Below are 22,142 nucleotides of genomic sequence, written 5' to 3'. Positions count from 1 at the left end.
CCGTGGCCGTCGACCCCATCACCGGAACCGATACCGCCTCCACGGGCGGCATCTACTCCACACCCCCCACGCGCACGCCGAAGCAGTCGCTCGACAGCGAGGCGTTCATGCAGCTGCTCGTGACCCAGCTCCGCAACCAGGACCCGAGCTCGCCGATGGACACCAACCAGATGATCTCGCAGACCACGCAGCTGGCCATGATGGAGAAGCTCACCAACATGGACACGACCGCCCAGGAGGGGTTCGCCCTGCAGATGCGGCAGGCGGCGGCGACCCTCATCGGGCACACCGTGAGCTACCTCGACAAGAACGGCGACACGCAGACCGGTGTCGCCTCCTCCGTCTCCTACGCGGGCGCCGTGCCGATCGTCACGGTCGGCGATCAGAAGATCGCGCTCGACTCCATCCTCGGGGTGGTGACGCCGGCCGCCGCGGGCTCCGGCACGTCCTCGGGCTCCGGCTCGTCGTCCGGCTCCGGCTCGTCCGGTTCGGGCTCCACCGCACCGACCGCCTGACCTCACCGCTCTTCCTCACGAAAGGAACCACCCATGCTCCGCTCGCTCTACTCCGGCATCTCCGGCCTCCGCTCGCACCAGACCATGCTCGACGTGACCGGCAACAACATCGCCAACGTCAACACGACCGCGTTCAAGGCGTCGGCCGTGCAGTTCCAGGACACGCTCTCGCAGCTGGTCAAGGGCGCCGGCGGCGCTCAGGCCGAGACCGGCGGCACGAACCCGGCCCAGATCGGCCTCGGCGTGCTCGTCGCCGGCATCTCCACCAACTTCACCCAGGGCGCGGCCCAGGCGACCGGCCGCTCCACCGACATGATGATCAACGGCGACGGCTTCTTCGTGATGAAGATGGGCGGCGAGACCGTCTACACGCGCGCCGGGTCGCTCGACCCCGACGAGCTGGGCCGGCTGGTGGGACCCGGCGGCGCCATCCTGCAGGGGTGGAACGCGGTCAACGGCGTCGTGCAGCAGGGCGGCGCGCTGAGCGACATCACCATCCCGCTGAAGGCGGTCACCCCGGCCTCGGCCACGACCACCGCGAACGTCACCGGCAACCTGCCCGCCGACGCGGTGAACGGCGACCAGCTCGTGCGCGACATCTCCGTCTACGACGCCAACGGCTCCGCCCGCAAGCTCACGCTGACGTTCACGAAGACCGCGGCCGGCTGGGATGTTGCGGGCGCGGATGCGGCCGGCGCGACCGGCACCGGATCGCTCACGTTCACGAACGGCACCCTCACCGCGGGCGGATCGCTGACCGTCGGCGGGGTGGCGGTGAACCTCGGCTCGGTCACCGGCTACTCGGGGATCACCTCGGTGGCCTTCAAGGACCAGAACGGCCGCGCGGCCGGAACGCTGGAGTCGTTCACCCTCGACAAGGACGGCACCATCACCGGCCTCTTCTCGAACGGCGACAAGCAGTCCGTCGGGCGCATCGCCCTGGCCACGTTCGTCAACCCGGGCGGCCTCGAGAAGGCCGGCGGCTCGACCTACCGCGCGACCGTCAACTCCGGTGCCGCACAGCTCGGCGGACCGGGCGAGGACGGCCTCGGCCAGTTGCAGGGCGGCTCGCTGGAGATGTCGAACGTCGACCTGTCGCAGGAGTTCACCAACCTGATCGTCGCGCAGCGCGGCTTCCAGGCGAACGCCCGCATCATCACGACGTCCGACGAGGTGCTGCAGGAGCTGACGAACCTGAAGCGGTGATTCCCTGGGAACCGGACCGTCTCCTGACTGGTCGCATCGACAGCAGGGGTCTTCGGGAAACGCCGGAGCCCCTGCTGTCTACCCAGGGTGGATCACGTGGCTGGCGCGGTTACGCTGACCAGCGCCCCGCAGCGCTGCCACCGGAAGCAACCCGATCAGACCGATCACCGCGAGCCAGAATCCCCAGAGCAGGATGTCGTGAACTCCCTCGCCGACGCCGGTGTAGTTCGCCGCCCTCACCCACGCGATGACGAGGAGCGTCGATCCGACCAGGAACGGGGTGCCGAAGACGATGCTCAGACAGAGGCTCCGAAAGCCGGGAGTGAAGATCCTGTCGTCGTCGCTCTGATCCATGCGCCTCAAGGTAGCTCAAGCTCGATCTGACCGCGATACCCGCTACGCCAAGAGCAAGACCGCGGCTACCCGAGGTCGCCCGCGTATCTCATCAACAGGGAGTCCCGTCGCTCGAAGCCGACGGCCTCGTACAGCGGAATCGCCGACTCACGCGACGGCCGTGACGTGAGATCCAGTGTCCGCAGACGACGGGTCCGAGCCAATTCGATGACCGCCTCCAGGAGGGCGCGGGCGATGCCGCGGCCGCGGAGCGTCTCGTCGACCACGACGTCGTCGAGGTGGCCGCGAGCGCCGGTCGGCAGGGGGAAGGAAGCGAGCGTCGCCATGCCGACGAGTGCGCCGTCTTCGCGGGCAACCACCAGATCGGTTCCGTCGTGCCGCAGCATCGCCTCGATTCGTGCCCGATCGAAGGTCGCCGTTGAGGAGAGCTGCGGCAGCAGTCGCTGAAGCGCGTCGAAGTCATCCTCGGACAGGGCATCGGCGACCGCGATGTGAACCCCGGGCTCGGAAGCGTGTGACGCGGCGACTGTCGGCTCGGTGCGAGGGACGTCAGCCAGCACGCGGTCGATCCACTCGCGACGGGCCGAAGCGGGAATGGCGTCCCGGTCGAACCATCCGAGCTCCACGATCTCGTCGAGATCAGGCGTCGCCGGGCTGAGAAGGCGGCACTCGTAGGCGGTCGTGATGTACGTCGCCCGGTCGCCGTTGGGGTACTCGACTGCGAGTGGGGGTCCACCGTAGGCGCCCACGATCCCGATGATCTGTACGTGAGCACCTGTCTCCTCGAAGATCTCCCGCACGACGGCGTCCGCGGGCTCCTCACCGGGCTCGACCCCGCCACCGATGAGGCTCCACAATCCGGAGGCATCCCGGGCGAGCAGGAACTGCTCGCCGTCGCGGATGACCGCGGTGACAGCGGGAAGCAGCAGGAGGTCGGTCCCGACCCGGTCGCGAATCGACTGAACGTACTCGGACATCGGCATGCGTGAAGCCTACGCAGCGCGGGTGACGCGGATCGGTACCGTTGAGGGATGAGCGCGCCTGACGCCCGACCGGACGGTCCCCTGAAGCTCCGCGTCGGAGGGTCGACCCGCGACGAGCTGCGGGCGGCCCTCCGTGCGGCGGGAGTGCAGCTCAACGCGTATGCCGAGACGTTGCTCGACCATGCGGTGTTCGACGCGCGCGACGCCGAGGAGGTCGACATCCTGGAGCGCGACCTCGCCGACCTCGGACTGGTCGGCGGCGGGACCCTGCCCGAGGTGTTCGACGCGGCTCGCGCGCACGGACTGGAGCTGTGCCCTCCGGACACGGGCCCGTACCTCCGGCTGGCGATGTCGTGGCAGGAGAACGCGCCCGACTCGGTGCTGTCCGCAGGGCGGTCGCCGGCTGGGGCGCTCAAGGTCGCCGCGGCGCCGCTCAGCGACGATGTCGCGTATCCGAAAGGGTTCTACCTGCGCGTCGTGGACGGGCGTCCGTGGCTGCGGGGTTACCGCTGCGATGACGAGTACCGGTTCTCGTTCGGCGACCGGTTCGCGTTCCGAGTCGGCGGCTGACGGGCGGCGGCTGACGGGGGCCGGCTGACGGCGGGGTCCATGGGCGGCAGCCGCTCGGGCGGAGCCTGGCGGGCGGGGCCGGGCGGTCGTCGTCGTGCAGAGTCCCGCTGTGCGCAGCCCGTAGGCTCGTGTCGTGCCCATCGTCGCCGAGCTCGCGCCGACACTGCTCGGCGTGGCGGTCCTCGCCCTCGTCGCGGTCGGGGTGCTGGCCGCCTACCGGGTGCCGCACCGCTGGGCGCCCGCGCTGGCCATCCTGCGGGGTGCGGCGCAGCTGGCGATCATCAGCGTCATCCTCGCGGGGGTCATCACCAACCCGCTGTGGGTCGCGCTCGCGCTGCTCGTCATGTTCTCGGTCGCGGCCGGCACCGCCACCCACCGCGTGGGATGGTCGCGCGGGCACGCGGCGATGATGGCGACGGCGATGGCCAGCGGCGTGATCGTGTCGTTCTCGGTCGTCTTCCTGACGGGCGCGATCGCGTTCACCGCCCGGTACGCGCTGGCGATCGGCGGCATCGTGATCGGCAACTCGATGAGCATCGCGACGCTCGCCGGGCGCCGGTTCACCGAGGGGGTTCGCGACCACTGGGACGAGGTGGAGGGATGGCTCGCGCTCGGCGCCACGCCGCGGCAGTCCACACTCGACCAGGCGCGCACCGCGGTGTACTCGGCGCTGACCCCCTCCGTCGACCAGACCAAGACGACCGGGCTCGTCACGCTGCCCGGCGCGTTCGTGGGCGCGATCTTCGGGGGAGTGTCGCCCCTCGAGGCGGGCCGCTTCCAGGTGGTCGTGCTCGCCGCGATCATGGCCGCCGGGGCGATCACCGCGGTGATCGTCTCCACGTGGCTGGCGCCCGTGCGAGTGCGTCCCGCGGCACTGCGCTGACGCGCCCCGCGCATCCCGCTACCCTCGTCTCTCCCCGGCCCCCTCTCGCCGAAGTGCACGTCGTTGCGCAGCGAGACGGCGTGTCGCCCGCAACAAGGTGCACCCTCGGCGAGCTGACGGCTGGGCGCCGGCAGCATGGCCGCATCCCTGTGCCGCTGCGGCGCTGAAGTGCACGTTGTTGTGCGGGGGTGCGGCGTGTCGGGCGCAATAACGTGCACCTCAGCGATCGGGCGGCGCAGGCGCGCGCGTCGTGAGCGCGCGCATGCCACGAGCGCCCGATCGATTCGTGAGTAGATGTCCGAATCCCCGCGAATGGCGACATCATGTCACCACTCGCGCCCGCGCGGTCCCCCTGCCGCGTCCCCGCGTCAACGACTCGTGGGTAGATGCCCGAATCCCCCGCGAATAGGGACAGGATGTCACCACTCGGCGCCGCGCGACCGCGCGCGAGGCCCGCTTTCAACGTTGTAATGTCAGGGGAGGCGCGAGAGGGGGTTCATGGCTGCGACGATGCACGATGTCAGCCGGCTCGCCGGTGTGTCCGTGAAGACGGTGTCCAACGTCATCAACGACTACCCGTACGTGCGCGAGGAGACCCGGCGGAAGGTCCTCGATGCGATCGACACCCTCGGATACTCCCCGAACCTGTCGGCGCGCAGCCTGCGGTCGGGGCGGACGAACGTCATCTCGCTGATGATCCCCGACCTGCGCAACGCGTACTTCGCCGAGCTGGCCGACTCCGTGATGCGGGCGGCGGCCGAGCGGGGGCTCGCCGTGCTGATCGAGCAGTTCGGCGACGACCGGCAGCACGAGATCGACGTGCTGCGCCAGCCGCGCGCCCGGATGGTGGACGGCGTGCTCCACAGCGTCCTCACGCTCGACCAGGGGGATGCCGACCTGATCGCCGAGCTCAGCACCCCCCTGGTACTGCTGGGCGACCGCAGCGTGAACGGGACCCGCGACCACGTCACCATGCGCAACACCGAGGGCGCTCGGGCGGCCACCGAGCACCTCATCGCGGGCGGCCGCCGCCGGATCGTCGCGCTGGGCGCGCATCCCGGCGAGGAGATCGGCTCGGCCGCGCTGCGTCTCGACGGCTACCGGCAGGCTCTCGACGCGGCGGGGATCCCGTTCGACGGGTCCCTCGTGGTCCCGGTCGGGACGTGGCTGCGGCGCAACGGTGCCGAGGGGATGCGTGACTTCCTGACGGCCGGCACCCCGTTCGACGGGGTGGTCGCGTTCAACGACGCGATCGCGCTCGGCGCCTTGCGTGCGCTGCAGGAGGCCGGCCTGCGCGTCCCGGAGGACGTGGCCGTGGTCGGATTCGACAACGTCGACGAGACCCAGTACTCGATGCCGACCCTGTCCACGATCGACCCGGGGCGGGAGGAGATCGCGCGCACGGCAGTCGATCTGCTGATCCGGCGCATGGAGGGCTCGTCCGAAGCGTTCGCGCCCGAGGAGATCGCCGTGCCCTTCCGGCTGGTGCAGCGGGAGTCGTCGGCGGGCTGACCGGGAATCCGTTTGACACGGTCGCTTTCCCCGCGCACTATGGTCTACATCGTTGTACTACAACGTTGTAGATCGCGACTTTCGCAAACGAGCATCCCTGGAGTCCCATGTCTGACACCCGCATCGTCATCGACCGCGCCGCACGCGTCGCGCCCCTCAACCGCCGCATCTTCGGCTCGTTCGTCGAGCACCTGGGGCGCTGCGTCTACGACGGCATCTACGAGCCGGGTCACCCGACCGCGAACGAGGACGGCTTTCGCCTCGACGTCGTCGACCTCGTGCGCGAGCTCGGCTCCAGCACGATCCGCTACCCCGGCGGCAACTTCGTCTCCGGCTTCCGCTGGGAGGACTCGGTCGGCCCGCGCGACCAGCGCCCGGTCCGCCGCGACCTCGCCTGGCACTCGCTGGAGTCGAACCAGGTCGGCCTCGACGAGTTCTCGCGCTGGCTGAAGCTCACCGGCTCGGAGCTGATGCTGGCCGTCAACCTCGGCACGCGCGGCATCCAGGCGGCCCTCGACCTGCTCGAGTACGCCAACCACCCGTCCGGCACCGCGCTCAGCGACCAGCGCATCGCCAACGGGACGCCGGAGCCGCACGACATCCGGATGTGGTGCCTGGGCAACGAGATGGACGGCCCGTGGCAGACGGGCTACATGACCGCCGACGACTACGGCAAGCTCGCCGCCCGCACGGCCGCCGCGATGAAGATGGCCGACAAGGACCTCGAGCTCGTGGTCTGCGGCTCGTCCGGATCCGGGATGCCGACCTTCGGCGACTGGGAGCGGATCGTGCTCGAGCACTCCTACGAGCACGTCGACTTCATCTCGGCGCACGCGTACTACCAGGAGCGCGGGGGCGACCTCGGGTCGTTCCTCGCGTCGTCGGTGGACATGCAGTACTTCATCGACACCGTCGTCTCGACCGCCGACCACGTGGGCAACAAGCTGAAGAGCCGCAAGCGCATCCAGATCTCGTTCGACGAGTGGAACATCTGGTACCTCGACGAGCACCAGGCGTCGGAGGAGGTCAACGACGAGTGGCGGTACGCCCCGCGCCAGCTCGAGGACGTCTACTCGGTCGCGGATGCGGTGGTGCTCGGCAACCTGCTGATCACGCTGCTGAAGAACCACGACCGGGTGACCAGCGCATCCCTCGCGCAGCTGGTGAACGTCATCGCGCCGATCATGACCGAGCCGGGCGGCGACGCGTGGCGCCAGACGACGTTCTTCCCGTTCTCGGTGACGAGCCGGCTGGCGCGCGGCGAGGTGCTGCGGCCGACCATCAGCACCGGGAAGTACGAGACCGCGGTCTACGGCGAGGCCGACCTGGTGGATGCGGTGGCGACCGTCGACGAGACGGACGGCACGGCGGCCCTCTTCGTCGTGAACCGCAGCACCACCGAGACGCAGACGGTGAGCGTCGACGTGCGCGACCTCGGCGTCTCCGCGGTGCGCGAGGCGCTCTCCCTCTGGGACGACGACGTCTACGCGAAGAACACGATGCAGGACCAGAACCGTGTCGGCCTGCGCCCGACGCCCACCGCATCCCTCGCCGACGGCATCCTCACCCTCGAGCTGCCGCCGGTCTCCTGGACCGCCGTCTCGCTCGGCTAGAGCAGGGTCGTCCCCAGCATCCGGTGGCCGACGGCGATGGACTCGCCGTCGACCGCCGACCGGGGCGAGGTGAGGAAGGCGACCAGGTCGGCGATCTGGTCGGGGGACGACTCCCCGCCTCGCCCCGGCGCGACCTCGGCGGAGGGGGTCTCGGTGACGAGGCCGGGGTTGATGACGTTGACGGCGACGCCCGTCCCGGCCAGCTCGTCGGCGAGGTTCTTCGCGATCAGGATGGTGGATGCGTTGCGCACCACCGCCGTGATGTTGCCGCTGATGTAGGCGTTCTGGCCGCTGATCGCGACGATCCGGCCGAAGCCGGCCTCGCGCATCGCGGGGATCACCGCGCGGGCGACGCGGAGGAACGACAGCGCCTTGCCGTCGACCGCGCTCAGGATCTGCTCGGGGTCGGAGCTGCGGGCCGGGTCGAGGGTCTGCGCGGGCGGTGCGGCCGTCACGACGAGGCCGTCGATGCGTCCGTGACGCTTCAGCACCTCGTCGACTCCCCGGCGCACGGAGTTCTCGTCGGCGGCGTCCAGTGCGACCCCGTCGGCGGAGGCGTTGCGGGAGGCGACGACGACGGTCGCGCCCTCGGCGCGGAGGCGGTCGACGACCGCGGAGCCGATGAAGCCGGTGCCGCCCACGACGAGGACGACGCGATCACTGATCTGAAGATCCATACCGGCCTCAACCCCGTCGAGTACACGAATATTGCACGCTTAACGGCCGAATGGCGTGCACTTTTCGTGTACTCGACGGTGGGGGAGGGCGTCAGCGGGAGGCGGCGGGAGCGGTGGTGGGCTCGGGGGCCGGGGCCTGCAGCGCCTGGGGGATCAGTTTGCGGATGGTGTCGGGCTGTGCGGACAGCACCACCACATCCACTCGGCGGTTCTGCGCGAGGTCGTTGTCGGTCGTGCCGGTGAAGCCGTCGACCGGACGGGCCGAGCCGAAGCTGACCGCCGCGATGCGGGCCTGTGGGAAGCCGTTCACCTCCACCAGGTGACGGAGCACGCTGGTCGCACGGCCGGCGGAGAGCTCCCAGTTGGTCGGGTAGGGCGCGCCCGGCTGGCGCAGGTCGGCGTGCCCCTCGACCGAGACGTCGTAGGAGGCGGGCGCGAGCACCGGGCCGATGTCGTTCAGCACGGCGACCGCGCGGGGGCTGAGCTCGGCCCGGTTGGAGTCGAAGAAGGTGGAGTTGCCGACCAGGCCGATGGTCAGGCCGCGGGAGTCGATCTTCAGCTCCACCGCATCCTGCAGCCCGTCGTGGGTGAGGGCGGCCTGGATCTGGTCCTTCAGCCGCTGGAGGTTCTGCACCTCCTGCTGCGCCAGCGCGAAGTCGGTCGACTTGCCCGACTCGTCGACGTGCTTCGGGGGCACGACGACACCGGCCGCGGTGTCGATCTTCTGCGTCTTCACCTGGCCGAAGCCGGTCGCCAGCGAGTCCTTGAGCTGCTCGAACTTCTTCGCATCCACCGTCGACATCGCGAACAGCACGATGAACATGCACATGAGCACGGTGACCATGTCCATGTAGGAGGCCATCCAGCGCTCCTCGTTCTCGTGCTCCTCGGGCTCCTCGTGCTTCTTGCGACGGCGGGCGGACATGTCAGGCGGCTTCCTCGACGGGATCCTTCGCGCCGCGCGACGCCTTGGCGGCCTTCGACGCCGGCTTGTCCGCGTCGCCGTCCGGCACCATCGCGCGCAGGCGCTCGCCGAGGAGGCGCGGCTGCGAGCCGGACTGCACGGCCAGCACGCCCTCCATGAGCAGCGTCATCCGCTCGACGTCCAGCTCGGAGAGGCGGCGCAGGCGCGCGCCGAGCGGCAGCCAGAGGAAGTTGGCCGACATGAGGCCCCACAGCGTCGCGACGAACGCGCTCGCGATCAGCGGTCCCAGCTCGCCCGGCTCGGCGAGGTTCTCGAGCACGTGGGTCAGCGACACGACGGTGCCGATGATGCCGATCGTCGGGGCGTAGCCGCCCATCGCGCTGAAGAACTTGGCGGCCACCCGGTCCTTCTTGGAGCGCGTCGCGATCTCGTCCTCCAGCAGCACGCGCAGCTCGTCGCCGTCCGTGCCGTCGGCGATGTTCTGCAGGGCGCGCTTCAGGAAGGGGTCGTCGACGCCCTCGGCTTCCTGCTCCATGGCGAGGAGGCCGCTGGCGCGCGCCTTCTCCGCGAGGCCGACGACCTGGTCGATCACCTGCTGGGGCGGCTCCACTTTGCCGCGCAGGGCGCGCGGGAGCGCCTTGAACGCCGTCAGGAAGTCCTTGATCGTGCCGCTGGCGATGCCGACGGCGATGGTCGCCCCGAAGACCAGCACCATGGGGGCGGGGAGCAGCAGGGCGCTCAGGTGGGCGCCCTCCATCGTCACCATCGCGACGACGGCGCCGAACGCGAGGACGATGCCGATGATCGTTGCCGGGTCCATTACTTCTTCCTTGCTCGCAGGGGGACGGCGCGGGACTCGGGGTGAGCCTGAACCGTGTCGTCGTCTTCCAGGCCGGTCAGCGTCACGAGCCCCAGCGGCGGCGCGGGCACGGGGCGCGGGCCGGCGGCGGGGAGGTCGTGGGCGAGGGCGATCACACGCGCCCGGTACGCGGCGATCTTCTCGATCACTTCGGACAGGGTCTCGGTGACGATGAACTTCGCCCCGTCGACCATGACGAGAGTGGTGTCCGGACTGGCGTGGATGCGCTCGATGAGGTCGGGGTTGACCGCAAACTGGCTGTCGTTCAATCGGGTGACGACGATCATGGGCGCGAATCCTGGTCTCGGCTCCGGGTGAGCCGTCACGAGGGCACTATCGGTCCGGAACGGTCCGTCGTTAGGGGGACGCCGCGCGCCTAACGGGATCGGTAACGCGGCCGATAGTCGGCTCCGTGACCACTCTGCAGGCCCCGGCACCGGATGCGCCCGAGGCGCCGGTCTACGACTTCCGGCGGCCGACGACCCTCGCACGCGAGCACTCGCGTGTGCTCGAGCTGGCGTTCGAGACGTTCGCGCGGCAGTGGGGCACCCAGCTGACGGCGAAGGTGCGCGTGCTCAGCCAGGTGGAGTGCGACAGCGTGCAGATGCAGACGTACGACGAGTACGCGGCGTCGCTGCCCGCGACCACCGCGATGGTGCTGTGCGAGCTGGAGGGCATCGCCCCGAAGGCGGTCATCCAGTTCCCCACGGTCGCGGCGCTCTCCTGGGTGAACGCGATGCTGGGCGGCCAGGGCACCCCGGTCGACCACGAGCGCACCTTCACCCAGATCGAGCACGCGCTGGTACGGCGGCTGATGGACGACGCGCTGGAGGACCTCCGGTACTCGCTGGGGTCCATCCTGGTCGCGCAGATCGCGGTGGACGCCATCCAGTACAACTCCCAGTTCGCGCAGGCGGCGGCCACCAGCGAGCTGATGATCGTGGCCGGCTTCGAGCTCCGCGTGGGCGAGAACGTCGCCCGTGCCACGGTCGCGCTCCCCGCGGTGGCCGTGCTGCCCCAGCTCGGCGAGACGAACCCAACGCACAGCACCGAGAACGCCCGGGAGCTGGTGGATGCACAGCTCGCGCGCGTCCCGGTCGACGTGTCCCTGCGCCTCACCCCCGCGACGGTCCGCCCGAGCGTCGTGCTCGGCCTGTCCGTCGGCGACCTCCTTCCGCTGCCGCACCCGCAGCACCGACCCTTCGACCTCACCGTCGGCGGACAGACCGTCGCCTCGGCCGGCCTCGGCTCGAGCGGCTCCCGTCTCGCCTGCGTGATCATCGACACAGAGGACTGAACCATGAGCATGACCAGCACCGTCTCCTCCACCGGACTCTCCCTGGGTCAGGCGCAGGCCGCCGCCGACGCGGTCGCCCGCGTCCTCCCGACCGGGATGCCGCTCACGCCTCTGCTCACGCAGGCCTCGGACGTGCCGGCCGGCGCGCAGGCGGTCGTCGCGACGTTCGTCGGCGCGGTCTCGGCCGATGTCGCTGTCGTGCTGCTGGAGGCGCCGCACCTGGTGGACGAGGGCGCGGACGGCTCGCCCGTCGTGGCGCTGCAGGATGTGCTGCAGCCGGCCCTCGAGGCGGCCAGCGACACGTTCGGCGCCGGTGTGCTCGACGACGCCCGCGCGGAGGACGCCGCGGAACTGTTCACCGACCCCCACACGACCGTCTTCGCCCTGAACGGCCCGGCCGGCGTCGCAGGCTGGTTCGCGGTGCGCGGCCGCGCCTCCGTCGCCGAGCGCTCGGGCTCGGGCGTGCTCGGCGGCAAGCTGGCGCGCATCAGCAACGTCGAGATGGCCCTCACCGTCGAGATCGGGCGCACCCGCATGGCGGTGCGCGACGTGCTGGCGATGGAGCCGGGCGCCGTCATCGAGCTGGACCGCTCGGCGGGGTCGCCCGCGGACGTGCTGCTCAACGGTCGCCTGATCGCGCACGGCGAGATCGTCGTGGTCGACCAGGACTACGCGGTCCGCATCACGAAGATCCTGGACACCGCCGAAGACCTCGACTGACCCGGTCGGGTCCCCTCCGGTCTCCCCCCGTCCGCCCATCCATCTCGCCGAGGTGCACCTTGTTGTGCCCTCACGCGGCGTGTCGCGCGCAACGACGTGCACCTCGACGAAAGACGAGGGGCGCAGGCGACGGGAGGCGCTAACGGAGCGGGGAGGCCGGCCGATAGAGGGGGGCGTGGAGACCCTGTTCATCGCCCTGCGCGTGCTCGTCGTGCTGGGTGTCATCGTGGCGCTGCTGTGGTTCGTGCAGCGTCGCGTGAGCAAGGGACGCACGACGGCCCGCCGGCGCCGCGGCAACGCGGTCACGGTCGTCGGTCGGCAGGGGATCGGCGCGAAGGCGTCGGTCGTCGTCGTGGATGTGGACGGCAACCGCTTCGTGCTCGGCGTCACCGAGCGCCAGGTCTCCGTGCTCCACACCTCCGACCGTCCGCAGGATGCGGACGTCACCCCGCTCAAGCCCGTCCGCGATGCGGACGCCGAGACGCACTCGGATGACGAGGTCCTGGCGGCGACCGGGACCACCAGCTCCACCCGCACCACCACGACCACCAGGCAGGATGCCGACTTCCTCACGGCGCAGGGACGCGCCTCGCTCTTCGACGAGGCACTCAAAGGCTCGATCCTGTCCCCGGCTACATGGCGGCAGGCGAGTTCGGCGGTGCGCCCCAAGAAGTGAGGGCGCGCGCAGTGACGCCGGGAGTGACGGCGCCGGGGGTGTCGGCGCGCGCCGGGCGGCTGCCCCGTCTCGCGCTGGCCGGCGTGCTGGTCGCGCTGATCGCCGTCGCCATCGTCCTGCTGGGCGCGAACGCCGCGCACGCGGTCCCGACCCCGGTTCCCACTCCCTCCGGTCCGTCCGGTCCGTCGGGCGGCAGCGGCGGCCTCACCCTCGACATCAACGGGCCGAACGGCACGCCGAGCGCGGCCATCCTGACCCTCGTCGGCATCACCGTGCTGTCGGTCGCTCCGGCCCTGCTGCTGATGATGTCGTCGTTCACCAAGATCTTCGTGGTGCTCGCGATCACCCGGAACGCGCTGGCGCTGCCGTCCATCCCGCCGAACCAGGTGCTCGCCGGTCTCGCCCTGTTCCTGAGCCTGTTCATCATGAGCCCGGTGCTGGTCGACATCAACAACACGGCCGTGCAGCCCTACCTCGCCGGCCACATCGACTTCACGGCCGCGACGCACGCCGCCGAGGCGCCGCTCCGCCACTTCATGGCGTCGCACACGCGCGAGGAGGACATCGCGCTGATGACCCGCGCCGCGGGCCGGGCGAACCCGAAGGACATGAGCTCGGTGCCGCTGCTGACGCTCATCCCGGCCTTCATGATCTCCGAGCTGCGGGCGGCCTTCATCATCGGCTTCGTCATCTTCGTGCCGTTCCTCGTCATCGACATGGTCGTCTCCGCCGCCCTGATGTCGATGGGCATGATGATGCTCCCGCCGGTGATGATCTCCCTGCCGTTCAAGATCCTGCTCTTCGTGCTGGTCGACGGCTGGGGACTGATCATCACGAGCCTCATCACGAGCTACGGAGGCGGCGGATGAACCCGAACGCGGTCCTCGACATCGCCATGCAGGGGCTCCTGGTGACGGCCAAGCTGGCCGCACCGATCGTGATCACCGCCTTGGTCGTCGGCTTCGCCATCTCGCTGGTGCAGTCGATCACGCAGATCCAGGAGGTCACGCTCTCGTTCGTGCCCAAGGCCGCCGCGGTCGCCGTCGCCCTGATCATCTGCGGCCAGTGGATGATCTCCGAGCTCGTCTCCTTCACGCACGTCCTCTTCGAGAAGCTGCCGCAACTGCTGGGTCACGGCTGATGAACATCCCCATCGACCTGGCCGCCATCGAGGCGATCGCGCTCGCCTCCCTGCGGATGGTGGCGTTCCTCGTCATCGCGCCGCCCTTCTCGTACAACGGGTTCCCGGCGCAGGTGAAGGGGATGCTCGCCATCGGCCTGGCGGTCGCGGTCGCGCCTCGGGTCGGCGCGGGATACCGGTCCGGCGACACCGGGGCGTTCCTGTTGGACATGATCCGGGAGCTCGCGGTCGGCGCGACGCTCGGGTTCCTGGTCTTCCTGGTCTTCGCGGCCATCCAGTCCGCCGGCAGCCTGATCGACCTGTTCGGCGGGTTCCAGCTCGCGCAGGCGTTCGACCCGCAGTCGATGATCAACGGGGCGCAGTTCACCCGGATGTTCCAGCTCACCGCCTTGGCGCTGCTGTTCGCCTCGGGCGGTTACCAGCTCATCATCGGCGGTCTCATTCGCACCTTCGACGCCATCCCGCTCGCGACCGGCCTGAGCATGGCCGACCCGGCGAAGGAGATGGTCACCGGCGTGACGCAGATGTTCCTGGCGGCCCTCCAGATCGCCGGTCCGCTGATCGTCGTGCTCTTCCTCGCCGACGTGGGCCTCGGCCTCCTGACCCGGGTCGCCCCAGCGCTGAACGCCTTCTCGCTCGGCTTCCCTCTGAAGATCATGCTCACCGTGGTGCTCTCGGCCATCGTCTTCGTCGCGCTCCCCGGCGTCGTCTCGGGCCTCACCGACACCGCCGTCAAGATCATGCTGGGGGTGGGCCGATGAGCGACGCGCAGGAACGCACCGAGAAGGCGACCGACAAGCGGATGAAGGAGGCCCGCTCCAAGGGCCGCCTCGGCAAGTCGACGGACCTCACCGCCTGGGTGGGCGTCGGCGCCGCCGCGGTGATGCTGCCGTTCACGATGCAGACGGGGTCCACGGCGGCGATCGACCAGCTGTTCTCGGTGCGCTCCGTGATCGAGAGCCCCGACCCGGCCAAGGCGCTCGCGGCGCTCGGCGACGGCCTGGGCAGCATCATGGCGACGATCGGACCGCTGCTTGCGGTGGGCGCGCTGGCGGTCGTCGGCGCCGCGGCGGTGCAGGGCGGCATCCACTTCAAGAAGCTCGAGGGCAAGTACGAGCAGTTCAACCTGGTGCAGGGCATCGGGCGGGTGTTCGGGATGCGCGCGCTCTGGGAGGGCGCGAAGACGCTGCTGAAGTCCGCGGTCGTCGCGATCGGGCTGTTCCTCGTCGTGCAGGGCCTCATGCCGGTGCTGCTGACCTCCGGCTCGATGCCTCTCGCCTCGCTGCTCTCGGCCGCGTCCGGCGGCACGGCCGGCCTCCTGCAGGCGGCGGTCGGCGCCGGGCTCGTGCTCGCCGGGCTGGACGTGCTGGTCGTCATGCGGCGCAACCGCAAGCACACCCGCATGAGCAAGCAGGAGCTGCGGGACGAGAACAAGAACACCGAGGGCGACCCGCTGGTGCGCTCGCAGCGCCGCTCGCGCCAGCTGGCGATGAGCCGCAACCGCATGATCGCGGCGATCGGAGGGGCGGATGTGGTGCTCGTGAACCCCACGCACATCGCGGTGGCGGTGAAGTACGAGCCGGGCAAGTCCGCCCCGCGCGTCGTCGCGAAGGGTGCGGGAGCCATCGCCCTGCGCATCCGCGAGAAGGCCGAGGAGGAGCGCGTGCCGATCGTCAAGGACATCCCGCTCGCCCGGGCGCTGCACGCCGGATGCCAGATCGGCGACGAGATCCCGGTCGAGCTCTACAACTCCGTCGCCCGTGTGCTCGCGTTCGTCATGTCGCTGAAGCAGCGCGGGTCGGCGGCCGGATTCCACACGATGCGACCCCAGCTGCAGGGAGGGCTGTCATGAAGCCGAACAAGGGCCTCGCCGCCAAACTGGCCGTGCCGATCGGGGTGGTCGGCATCATCATGCTGCTGGTCGTGCCCGTGCCGTCGTGGCTGCTCGACCTGCTCATCATCGTCAACATCATGCTGGCGCTGGTCATCCTGCTCACCACGATGTTCGTCAAGAAGCCGCTCGACTTCTCGGTGTTCCCCTCGCTGCTGCTGGTCGCGACGCTGTTCCGGCTGGGACTCAACGTCGCCTCCACGCGTCTGGTGCTGGGCGACGGGTTCGCCGGCCAGGTCATCCAGGCGTTCGGGCACGTCGCGGTCGGCGGGTCGATCATCATCGGCGCGGTCGTGTTCCTCATCCTGGTGGTCATCCAGTTCATCGTCGTCACCAAGGGTGCGGAGCGCGTCGCCGAGGTGGGCGCCCGCTTCACCCTCGACGCGATGCCGGGCAAGCAGATGGCGATCGACGCCGACCTCAACGCCGGGCTCATCACGGAGGAGCAGGCGCGGGCCCGTCGCGCGGAGGTCTCGGCGGAGGCCGACTTCTACGGCGCGATGGACGGCGCCTCGAAGTTCGTCAAGGGCGATGCGATCGCGGGCATCCTGATCATCGTCATCAACGTCGTCGGCGGCATCGCGATCGGGATGATCCAGCGCGGGATGGAGCTCGGCGACGCCGTCAACTCGTACACCCTGCTGACCATCGGCGACGGACTCGTGTCGCAGATCCCCGCGCTGCTGATGGCGGTGTCGACGGGCATGATCGTGACGCGGTCGAACGCCGAGTCCGAGATGGGGACGACGGCGAGCAACCAGCTCAGCCAGTCGCGCAACGCGCTGATGATCGCGGGATGCGCGGCGATCGTGATGGCGCTCATCCCCGGGATGCCGCCCATCCCGTTCGTGCTCGTCGGCGCGTTCCTCATCCTGGCGTCGCAGCGGCTGAAGACGGCGCAGAACGCGGCGAAGAAGGCGCAGGCCGCGCAGAACGCCGTGGCCACCGCGACGAAGGCCGAGACGACGGAGGACCTGATCGAGCAGATGCGCGTGCACGCGCTCGAGATCACCCTCGCGCCGGACCTGGTCGACATCGTCAGCGGCGCGTCGGACGACCTGCTCGCCCGCGTGCGCGCGCTGCGGCGCAAGATCGCGCTCGAACTGGGCGTCATCGTGCCGCCGGTGCGCACGCGCGACAGCGCCGAGCTGCCGCCCTCGACCTACGTGATCAAGATCGCCGGCGTGGAGGCGGGTCGCGGTCAGGCGCCGTCGGGACGGGTGCTCGCCCTCGGCGACGCGCTCGACAACCTGCCGGGCACGCCGACCGTGGAGCCGGTGTTCGGCCTCCCGGCGAAGTGGATCCCGTCCGAGATGCGGCACAGCGCCGAGCTCGGCGGCGCGACCGTGATCGACCGGGTGTCGGTGCTGATCACGCACCTGTCGTCGATCATCACGTCGAACGCCGCGCGCCTGCTCACCCGCGAGGACGTGCGCCTGCTCACCGAGGGCGTGAAGCAGGTGAACCCGCCCGCGGTGGAGGAGCTCATCCCGGCCCTGCTGTCACTGGCGGAGGTGCAGCGGGTGCTGCAGGGGCTGCTCGCGGAGCAGGTCCCGATCAACGACCTGCCCCGCATCCTGGAGGCGCTGACCCTGCGGGCGAAGGTGTCGAACGACCCGGAGGGGCTGGTGGAGGCTGCGCGCGCAGCCCTGGGACCCGCGGTCGTCGCGCCGCACATCGACGCGGGAACGCTGCGGGTGATCATGATCGACCCGGGGCTGGAGCAGTCGATGCTCGAGGGCCTGCGTCCGGCGGAGGGCGGGACGCAGATCGTGCTCGACCCGGTGCGGCTGGAGGGCGTGCTCGCCTCGCTGCGCGACACGGCCGGCCGACTGGACGACGCAGGAGTGTCGGCCGTGCTGGTGTGCGCGCCGGCGCTTCGGCCGGCCATCCGCCGCCTGGTCGCGGGGCAGATCGCCGGACTCGCCGTGCTGTCGTACCAGGAGGTGACGGCCGTCCAGGCCGCGATCGAGACGGTGGGGGTGGTCCGCGGTGCGGAGTCGATCGCGGCCTGAATGGGTCGACGGCGACGAGGAGGTGCTCCCGGCCGTCTCGACGTCGTCGCTGGCGTTCCAGGCCGTGCTCGACGACCTCGTCCGGGCCGTCGACGCGCCGGAGCTCCCCGCGCCGACCGGCCCGCTGGCCGCGAGTCGTGAGTCGATGCGCGAATCCACGACAAGTGGTGACTACACGTCGCAACTCGCGCCAGAGTCGGCGCTGATCGAACCCCGGACGATCGACGAGGAGATGCCGCCGCAGGCGCCGGTGGGCGCGCCGCCCGCCCGGCTGCGCGGGCGCGGCGACCTCACGCTCGTGGTGGGCGTCGGGGACGAGGTGCATGACGCCGCCCGTGTGCTGGCCGCGTCGGCGGACGCCGCCGCGGAGGTGCAGCGCGTCGCCGACCGGCGCGACGCGCTCGCCGCACGCGCCGCCGGTGTGCGCCGCGAGATCCCGGTCGTCGCGGCGTTCCCGCTCGCCGGTCCGGGCGCCGTCCCCGCGGTCGCCATCGAGCTCGCCGGGATCGCACCCGACCAGGTGTGGGCGGCGGTCGACGTCTCCCGCAAGCACGAGGACACGGCGGAGTGGGTGCGAGCGCTGGATGCGGTGCTCGCGGTGGACGCGCTGGTGGCGACCGGCGCCTCCCGCACCCTCACTCCGGACTCCGTGCACCGGCTCGGACTGCCGGTGCTCTGGCTGGAGGCCCCGCCCGGCGGATAGGCTGGGCGGATGCTGGTACTGACGCGCAAGACGGGGGAGCGGGTGCTCATCGGCGACGACATCGTCGTGACGATCCTCGAAGCGCGGGGGGACGGCGTCCGCATCGGCATCGACGCGCCGCGCGGCATCCGCATCCAGCGCGACGAGGTCGTGAAGGCCGTCACCGAGGCGAACCAGGAGGCGACGGAGCGCGCCGCGGAGACGGAAGACGCCGAGTCGCTCATCAAGAAGTCGCTCGGCCTCTAGCCGACCTGGCCGACCGCTCCCACCAGCTCCACCGGCCGCGCCTCCCGCGCCTTCGGCACATGAAAGCCGTGCACCGTGAGGTAGATGCCGAGGAACAGCTCCCACACGACCTCCGGCAGTGTGGCGACGAACGACCAGGCCGACACCTGGTCGTAGGCGCCGAGCAGCACGGCCACGCCGGACAGCGACACCAGCGGGCCGCCGATCATCCCGAACCACGCCCAGCCGCGGGGCACCAGCCGGGCGCGGTGCAGCATCCAGCCGAGCATCAGGCCGTTGCCGATGCCGACGACGAAGCCGGGTCCGAGCAGGAACGTCCAGCCGTGCAGGGCCACCAGCGCCTGGGCGATGACGACGGTGGATGCGGTGGCGCCGCCGCCGGCGTCCTCCCGCAGTGTCACCACCGACAGCAGGCTGAGGATGCCGACCGCGATGAGCGTCGACTCCATGACCCGGGCCACGACATAGCCGAGCGCGAGCGAGGGACTCGTGCGGCGCAGGACGGGGTAGAGCGCGAGCGCGGTGCCGAGGTTGGCGATGATCAGCGCCACCTCGAGGAGCGCGCCCGCGAGCACGGGCGTCGCGGAGCCTCCACCGAGCACGAACCGCGGGTCGGTGAGCACCGGCCCGTAGAGCAGTGCACCGGGGATGGAGGTGGCGAAGGTGAGCAGGAACAGCACGCCCGCGAGGAGCGAGCGGCGACGGTCCGGGTCCATGATGTCCTTTCGAGGTGTACGGCGTACACCAGCGTTGGGATCAGGCTAGGCGTACGCTGTACACCATGTCAAGGGACGCGACGCCGACTCGCCAGCCGCTCAGTCCCGACCGGGTCGTCGATGCGGGTGTCGCCCTGGCCGACAGCGAAGGCCTCGACGGCCTCAGCATGCGGGAGCTCGCGCAGCGGTTGGGCGTCGTTCCGATGGCCCTCTACAAGCACGTCGCCAACAAGGAGGACCTTCTCGACGGCATGGTCGACCGGGTGTGGGCGGAGGTCGAGCCTCCTGCGCCGGAGCTCGGCTGGCGGGAGGCGATGCGCCGGCGGTCGATCTCCCTGCGCGACGCCCTGCGGCGCCACCCGTGGGCGGTCGGGCTGCTGGAGGGACGGATGCGTCCCGGCCCCGCCAACCTCTTCCAGCACGACGCGATGATGGGGTGCCTGCGCGGCGCGGGCTTCGGTTTCCGCACGACGGTGCACGTCACCTCGGCCCTCGACGCGTACGTCTACGGGTTCGCCCTGCAGGAGAAGACGCTCCCGTTCGGCACCCCCGAGGAGTCGGGGGAGGCCGCCGCCCGCAAACTGGAGGCCACGCCGCCGGAGCTCGCGCAGCGGTTCCCCCACCTGCTCGAAGTGGCGGCCGAGCTCGCCCGGGCCGGGTACGACTACGAGGAGGAGTTCCTGACCGGGCTCGACCTCATCCTGGACGGCGTCGAGCGCCTCCGCCCCGAGTGGATCGCCGGCTGACGCGTCCGCCGACCGGCGAAGCAGACTCACGTGGGGCAGAATGACCGCATGGCGGTGATCAGGACCGAACGCGGGCTCGACCGGCTGGTCAACTTCTCGGACGCGACCGTCGCGATCGCGATCACGATCCTCATCCTGCCGCTCGTGGATGAAGCGTCGCAGATCGGCCACGCCTCGTTCGGGGCGTTCATCGGAGAGAACTTCTGGGAGATCTTCGCGTTCGTCGTCTCGTTCGCCGTCATCGCCCGGTTCTGGGTGGTGCATCACCGCATCTTCGAGACGGTCCGCGACTACAACGCGGCGATCGTCTGGTTCAACTTCCTCTGGCTGCTGGCGATCGTGGTGATCCCGTTCAGCGCCAACGTGATCTCGGCGAGCGGGGGTCAGCGGCCCGAGGTCTACGCCCTGTACATCGGGAACATGCTGCTGGCGACGCTGGCGACGCGGCTCATCGGCACCGTGCTGGTCCGGAATCCCGACCTGATGACCGAGGAGGCACGCGCCGACATCGACCGGACCCGCGGTCTGGCCGAGCTCCTGCTCATGGCGGCGGCGCTCGTCCTGGCCGTCCTGATCCCCGCCATCAACCTGTGGTGGCTGTTCCTGCTCTTCCTCGCCGGGCCCCTGCACGCGCTTCTCCACAGGCTCGCGTACGGCCCTTCCCAGAAGGCTGCGTGAGGTTTAGCGTCGAGGCATGCGTCCAAAGACCCTCGTCATCCTGGCCGTCGTTGCGGCCGCGTACATCCTCGGCGCGCGCGCCGGCCGTGAGCGCTACGAGCAGCTCACCGAGACCTTCACGTCGTTCTGGAACTCGCCGGATGTGAAGAAGGCGCGCAAGAAGGCGAAGGCGCAGGCCGAGAAGGCGCGCAAGCGCTACGCCTGAGGCGTCAACCGCGGAGCCCGCGAGCCCCGCGCCCGCCGGACTCAGGGCTCGTCGTAGTCGCCCTCGGTGTACTCGCCTTCCGGTGCGTCGACGGGCTCGTCCGCGTCGGTGTACGTGCCTTCCGTGACGTCCTCCGGGCCGACGCCGTCGGTCTCGGTGTACTGGCCGTGGACGGTACGCTCGTGCGGCGCCTCCCCGTCGACCTCGGTGTAGCTGCCCTCGAGGTTGTCGCGTGCGTCGCCGATCGGCTGCTCTGGGTTGCTCATACGACGGACACTACGCCGTGCAGCCCGCGTCCACCACAGGCATCTGGACCGCAGTTCGAAGGCGCCGCCTCTAAGGTGACGGTGTGAGACTCGACCGACGCCGCGAACGCATCCCGCACGCCGGCGGGCGCACCGTCGAGGGGATGTCGCGCCGCGGCTGGATGCTGCTGGTCGCCGCCACCGTGGCGGTGGGCGGCGTCCTCGTCTCGGTCGGGCTCGCAGCGGTCGGTTTCCCGAGCGCGGGCACCTCGTCGGCCGCCTCGTCCGAGCCGCAGCCGGTGTCGCGGCACACCCTCGAACCGCTCCCGGGGCCCCGCGGCCTGCCGCCCCGTCCGACTTCCACCCATGTGGCGACCGTCCCCGCGCAAGCGCTGGACACCCTCACCGCCGGCGACTGCCTGCAGACATACGACTCCAAGGAGGCGCCCGCCTACCCGGTGGTGGACTGCTCGGCGCCGCACCTCGCGCAGCTGCTCTGGAAGGGCACGCTGTCCCAGCCGGCCGTCGCGCCCTTCCCCGGTACGGATGCGCTCGACGCGCAGGTCAGCGACCTCTGCGAGCAGCACCTCGACTGGCACTGGGTCGCGGTCTGGAACGAGGACGTGCAGGTCGACCTCCGATACCCCGGCACGGCCGCGCAGTGGTCGACCGGCGCCCGCTCGTACTACTGCTTCGTCTACACCTTCTCGCGTCACGAGCTGACGGGCAGCGCGCTCGCGGGAGGCTGACCTCGCCGCCGTAGCCG

General features: G+C 70.4%; 28 protein-coding genes. 20 read left to right on the top strand and 8 right to left on the bottom strand.

The features are described 5' to 3' along the window. Nucleotides 1-2: 2 nt before the first annotated feature. Together J2W45_RS12970 and J2W45_RS12965 are read left to right on the top strand one after the other, a co-directional pair. Nucleotides 3-515 (top strand): flagellar hook capping FlgD N-terminal domain-containing protein, encoded by a 513-nt coding sequence (locus tag J2W45_RS12970; RefSeq protein ID WP_310132527.1) that lies wholly within the window; start codon nt 3-5, stop codon nt 513-515. A gap of 33 nt (nt 516-548) precedes the next feature. Next, nucleotides 549-1,721, top strand: coding sequence for a flagellar hook protein FlgE (locus J2W45_RS12965; RefSeq protein ID WP_310132525.1), 1,173 nt, complete (start codon nt 549-551; stop codon nt 1,719-1,721). Nucleotides 1,722-1,799: 78 nt separating this feature from the next. Here the strand turns inward: J2W45_RS12965 and J2W45_RS12960 are convergent, their stop codons facing one another. Both J2W45_RS12960 and J2W45_RS12955 read right to left on the bottom strand, forming a co-directional pair. Beyond that, on the bottom strand, nt 1,800-2,075 hold the full coding sequence (locus J2W45_RS12960) for a hypothetical protein (RefSeq protein ID WP_310132522.1): 276 nt from the start codon (nt 2,073-2,075) through the stop codon (nt 1,800-1,802). Between the two features lie 65 nt (nt 2,076-2,140). Further along, nucleotides 2,141-3,058: a GNAT family N-acetyltransferase gene (locus J2W45_RS12955; RefSeq protein ID WP_310132520.1), complete on the bottom strand. Its 918-nt coding sequence runs from the start codon at nt 3,056-3,058 to the stop codon at nt 2,141-2,143. Nucleotides 3,059-3,106: 48 nt separating this feature from the next. On the opposite strand from J2W45_RS12955, the gene J2W45_RS12950 reads away from it, so the two are divergent. The 4 genes from J2W45_RS12950 to arfA all read left to right on the top strand — a co-directional run bounded on the left by J2W45_RS12950 (nt 3,107) and on the right by arfA (nt 7,636). Beyond that, a complete protein-coding gene (locus J2W45_RS12950) occupies nt 3,107-3,628 on the top strand; it encodes a hypothetical protein (RefSeq protein WP_310132518.1) in 522 nt (173 codons plus the stop codon). Nucleotides 3,629-3,761: 133 nt separating this feature from the next. Beyond that, nucleotides 3,762-4,511, top strand: a complete 750-nt coding sequence (locus J2W45_RS12945; protein ID WP_310132517.1) for an ABC transporter permease — start codon at nt 3,762-3,764, stop codon at nt 4,509-4,511. A gap of 498 nt (nt 4,512-5,009) precedes the next feature. Further along, nucleotides 5,010-6,023, top strand: coding sequence for a LacI family DNA-binding transcriptional regulator (locus J2W45_RS12940; RefSeq protein WP_310132514.1), 1,014 nt, complete (start codon nt 5,010-5,012; stop codon nt 6,021-6,023). 107 nt (nt 6,024-6,130) lie between these two features. After that, nucleotides 6,131-7,636, top strand: a complete 1,506-nt coding sequence (arfA, locus tag J2W45_RS12935; RefSeq protein ID WP_310132510.1) for an arabinosylfuranosidase ArfA — start codon at nt 6,131-6,133, stop codon at nt 7,634-7,636. Here the strand turns inward: arfA and J2W45_RS12930 are convergent. The 4 genes from J2W45_RS12930 to J2W45_RS12915 all read right to left on the bottom strand — a co-directional run bounded on the left by J2W45_RS12930 (nt 7,633) and on the right by J2W45_RS12915 (nt 10,384). Continuing rightward, complete coding sequence (locus tag J2W45_RS12930; protein ID WP_310132507.1) at nt 7,633-8,313, bottom strand: SDR family NAD(P)-dependent oxidoreductase; 681 nt, start codon at nt 8,311-8,313, stop codon at nt 7,633-7,635. The two genes, arfA and J2W45_RS12930, sit on opposite strands and share 4 nt — an antisense overlap. 91 nt (nt 8,314-8,404) lie before the next feature. Continuing rightward, nucleotides 8,405-9,238: a flagellar motor protein MotB gene (locus J2W45_RS12925; protein WP_310132504.1), complete on the bottom strand. Its 834-nt coding sequence runs from the start codon at nt 9,236-9,238 to the stop codon at nt 8,405-8,407. A gap of 1 nt (nt 9,239) precedes the next feature. After that, on the bottom strand, nt 9,240-10,058 hold the full coding sequence (locus J2W45_RS12920) for a motility protein A (RefSeq protein WP_310132501.1): 819 nt from the start codon (nt 10,056-10,058) through the stop codon (nt 9,240-9,242). Beyond that, on the bottom strand, nt 10,058-10,384 hold the full coding sequence (locus tag J2W45_RS12915; RefSeq protein WP_310132498.1) for a flagellar FlbD family protein: 327 nt from the start codon (nt 10,382-10,384) through the stop codon (nt 10,058-10,060). Before J2W45_RS12915 ends, J2W45_RS12920 begins: the two co-directional genes overlap by 1 nt. Nucleotides 10,385-10,509: 125 nt before the next feature. Between J2W45_RS12915 and J2W45_RS12910 the strand changes: the two genes are divergently transcribed. The 10 genes from J2W45_RS12910 (at nt 10,510) to csrA (ending at nt 18,786) form a co-directional block, all read left to right on the top strand. Then, entirely contained in the window at nt 10,510-11,394 is an 885-nt protein-coding gene (locus J2W45_RS12910; protein ID WP_310132493.1) for a flagellar motor switch protein FliM, read from the top strand. Nucleotides 11,395-11,403: 9 nt separating this feature from the next. Then, entirely contained in the window at nt 11,404-12,114 is a 711-nt protein-coding gene (gene fliN, locus J2W45_RS12905) for a flagellar motor switch protein FliN (protein WP_463675613.1), read from the top strand. A gap of 175 nt (nt 12,115-12,289) precedes the next feature. Next, a complete protein-coding gene (gene fliO / locus J2W45_RS12900; RefSeq protein ID WP_310132488.1) occupies nt 12,290-12,790 on the top strand; it encodes a flagellar biosynthetic protein FliO in 501 nt (166 codons plus the stop codon). Nucleotides 12,791-12,813: 23 nt separating this feature from the next. Then, nucleotides 12,814-13,659, top strand: coding sequence for a flagellar type III secretion system pore protein FliP (gene fliP / locus J2W45_RS12895; RefSeq protein ID WP_396427118.1), 846 nt, complete (start codon nt 12,814-12,816; stop codon nt 13,657-13,659). Further along, nucleotides 13,656-13,931 (top strand): flagellar biosynthesis protein FliQ, encoded by a 276-nt coding sequence (gene fliQ / locus J2W45_RS12890; protein WP_310132483.1) that lies wholly within the window; start codon nt 13,656-13,658, stop codon nt 13,929-13,931. Before fliP ends, fliQ begins: the two co-directional genes overlap by 4 nt. Further along, on the top strand, nt 13,931-14,692 hold the full coding sequence (locus tag J2W45_RS12885) for a flagellar biosynthetic protein FliR (protein WP_310132481.1): 762 nt from the start codon (nt 13,931-13,933) through the stop codon (nt 14,690-14,692). Before fliQ ends, J2W45_RS12885 begins: the two co-directional genes overlap by 1 nt. After that, nucleotides 14,689-15,783, top strand: coding sequence for an EscU/YscU/HrcU family type III secretion system export apparatus switch protein (locus J2W45_RS12880; protein WP_310132479.1), 1,095 nt, complete (start codon nt 14,689-14,691; stop codon nt 15,781-15,783). The genes J2W45_RS12885 and J2W45_RS12880 overlap by 4 nt, the downstream gene beginning before the upstream one ends. Continuing rightward, complete coding sequence (locus J2W45_RS12875) at nt 15,780-17,837, top strand: flagellar biosynthesis protein FlhA (protein WP_310132477.1); 2,058 nt, start codon at nt 15,780-15,782, stop codon at nt 17,835-17,837. Before J2W45_RS12880 ends, J2W45_RS12875 begins: the two co-directional genes overlap by 4 nt. After that, nucleotides 17,815-18,540 carry a hypothetical protein gene (locus J2W45_RS12870; RefSeq protein WP_310132475.1) on the top strand — a complete coding sequence of 242 codons (726 nt, stop codon included), beginning with the start codon at nt 17,815-17,817 and terminating at the stop codon, nt 18,538-18,540. The genes J2W45_RS12875 and J2W45_RS12870 overlap by 23 nt, the downstream gene beginning before the upstream one ends. 9 nt (nt 18,541-18,549) lie before the next feature. Continuing rightward, the gene (gene csrA, locus J2W45_RS12865; RefSeq protein WP_310132473.1) at nt 18,550-18,786 is read left to right on the top strand and encodes a carbon storage regulator CsrA; all 237 of its coding nucleotides are present in this window, start codon (nt 18,550-18,552) and stop codon (nt 18,784-18,786) included. Here csrA and J2W45_RS12860 read toward each other — a convergent pair. Next, nucleotides 18,783-19,502, bottom strand: coding sequence for a DUF4386 domain-containing protein (locus tag J2W45_RS12860; protein WP_310132471.1), 720 nt, complete (start codon nt 19,500-19,502; stop codon nt 18,783-18,785). The two genes, csrA and J2W45_RS12860, sit on opposite strands and share 4 nt — an antisense overlap. A 65-nt stretch (nt 19,503-19,567) precedes the next feature. Here J2W45_RS12860 and J2W45_RS12855 point away from each other — a divergent pair, with 65 nt between their 5' ends. Genes J2W45_RS12855 through J2W45_RS12845 form a run of 3 tightly spaced genes read left to right on the top strand, consistent with a single transcriptional unit; the run spans nt 19,568 to nt 21,131 of the window. Beyond that, complete coding sequence (locus J2W45_RS12855) at nt 19,568-20,248, top strand: TetR/AcrR family transcriptional regulator (protein WP_310132468.1); 681 nt, start codon at nt 19,568-19,570, stop codon at nt 20,246-20,248. 48 nt (nt 20,249-20,296) lie between these two features. After that, entirely contained in the window at nt 20,297-20,926 is a 630-nt protein-coding gene (locus J2W45_RS12850; protein ID WP_310132465.1) for a TMEM175 family protein, read from the top strand. A gap of 16 nt (nt 20,927-20,942) precedes the next feature. Next, nucleotides 20,943-21,131 (top strand): hypothetical protein, encoded by a 189-nt coding sequence (locus J2W45_RS12845; RefSeq protein WP_310132464.1) that lies wholly within the window; start codon nt 20,943-20,945, stop codon nt 21,129-21,131. Between the two features lie 41 nt (nt 21,132-21,172). Here the strand turns inward: J2W45_RS12845 and J2W45_RS12840 are convergent, their stop codons facing one another. Continuing rightward, nucleotides 21,173-21,397 (bottom strand): hypothetical protein, encoded by a 225-nt coding sequence (locus J2W45_RS12840; protein WP_310132461.1) that lies wholly within the window; start codon nt 21,395-21,397, stop codon nt 21,173-21,175. Nucleotides 21,398-21,480: 83 nt separating this feature from the next. Here J2W45_RS12840 and J2W45_RS12835 point away from each other — a divergent pair, with 83 nt between their 5' ends. Further along, nucleotides 21,481-22,125, top strand: coding sequence for a septum formation family protein (locus tag J2W45_RS12835; RefSeq protein WP_310132460.1), 645 nt, complete (start codon nt 21,481-21,483; stop codon nt 22,123-22,125). Nucleotides 22,126-22,142: the final 17 nt, after the last annotated feature.

It is taken from the genome of Leifsonia shinshuensis (assembly GCF_031456835.1).
Classification (GTDB): Bacteria; Actinomycetota; Actinomycetes; order Actinomycetales; family Microbacteriaceae; genus Leifsonia; species Leifsonia shinshuensis_C.
This window is presented reverse-complemented; position numbering and strand designations above follow the sequence as displayed.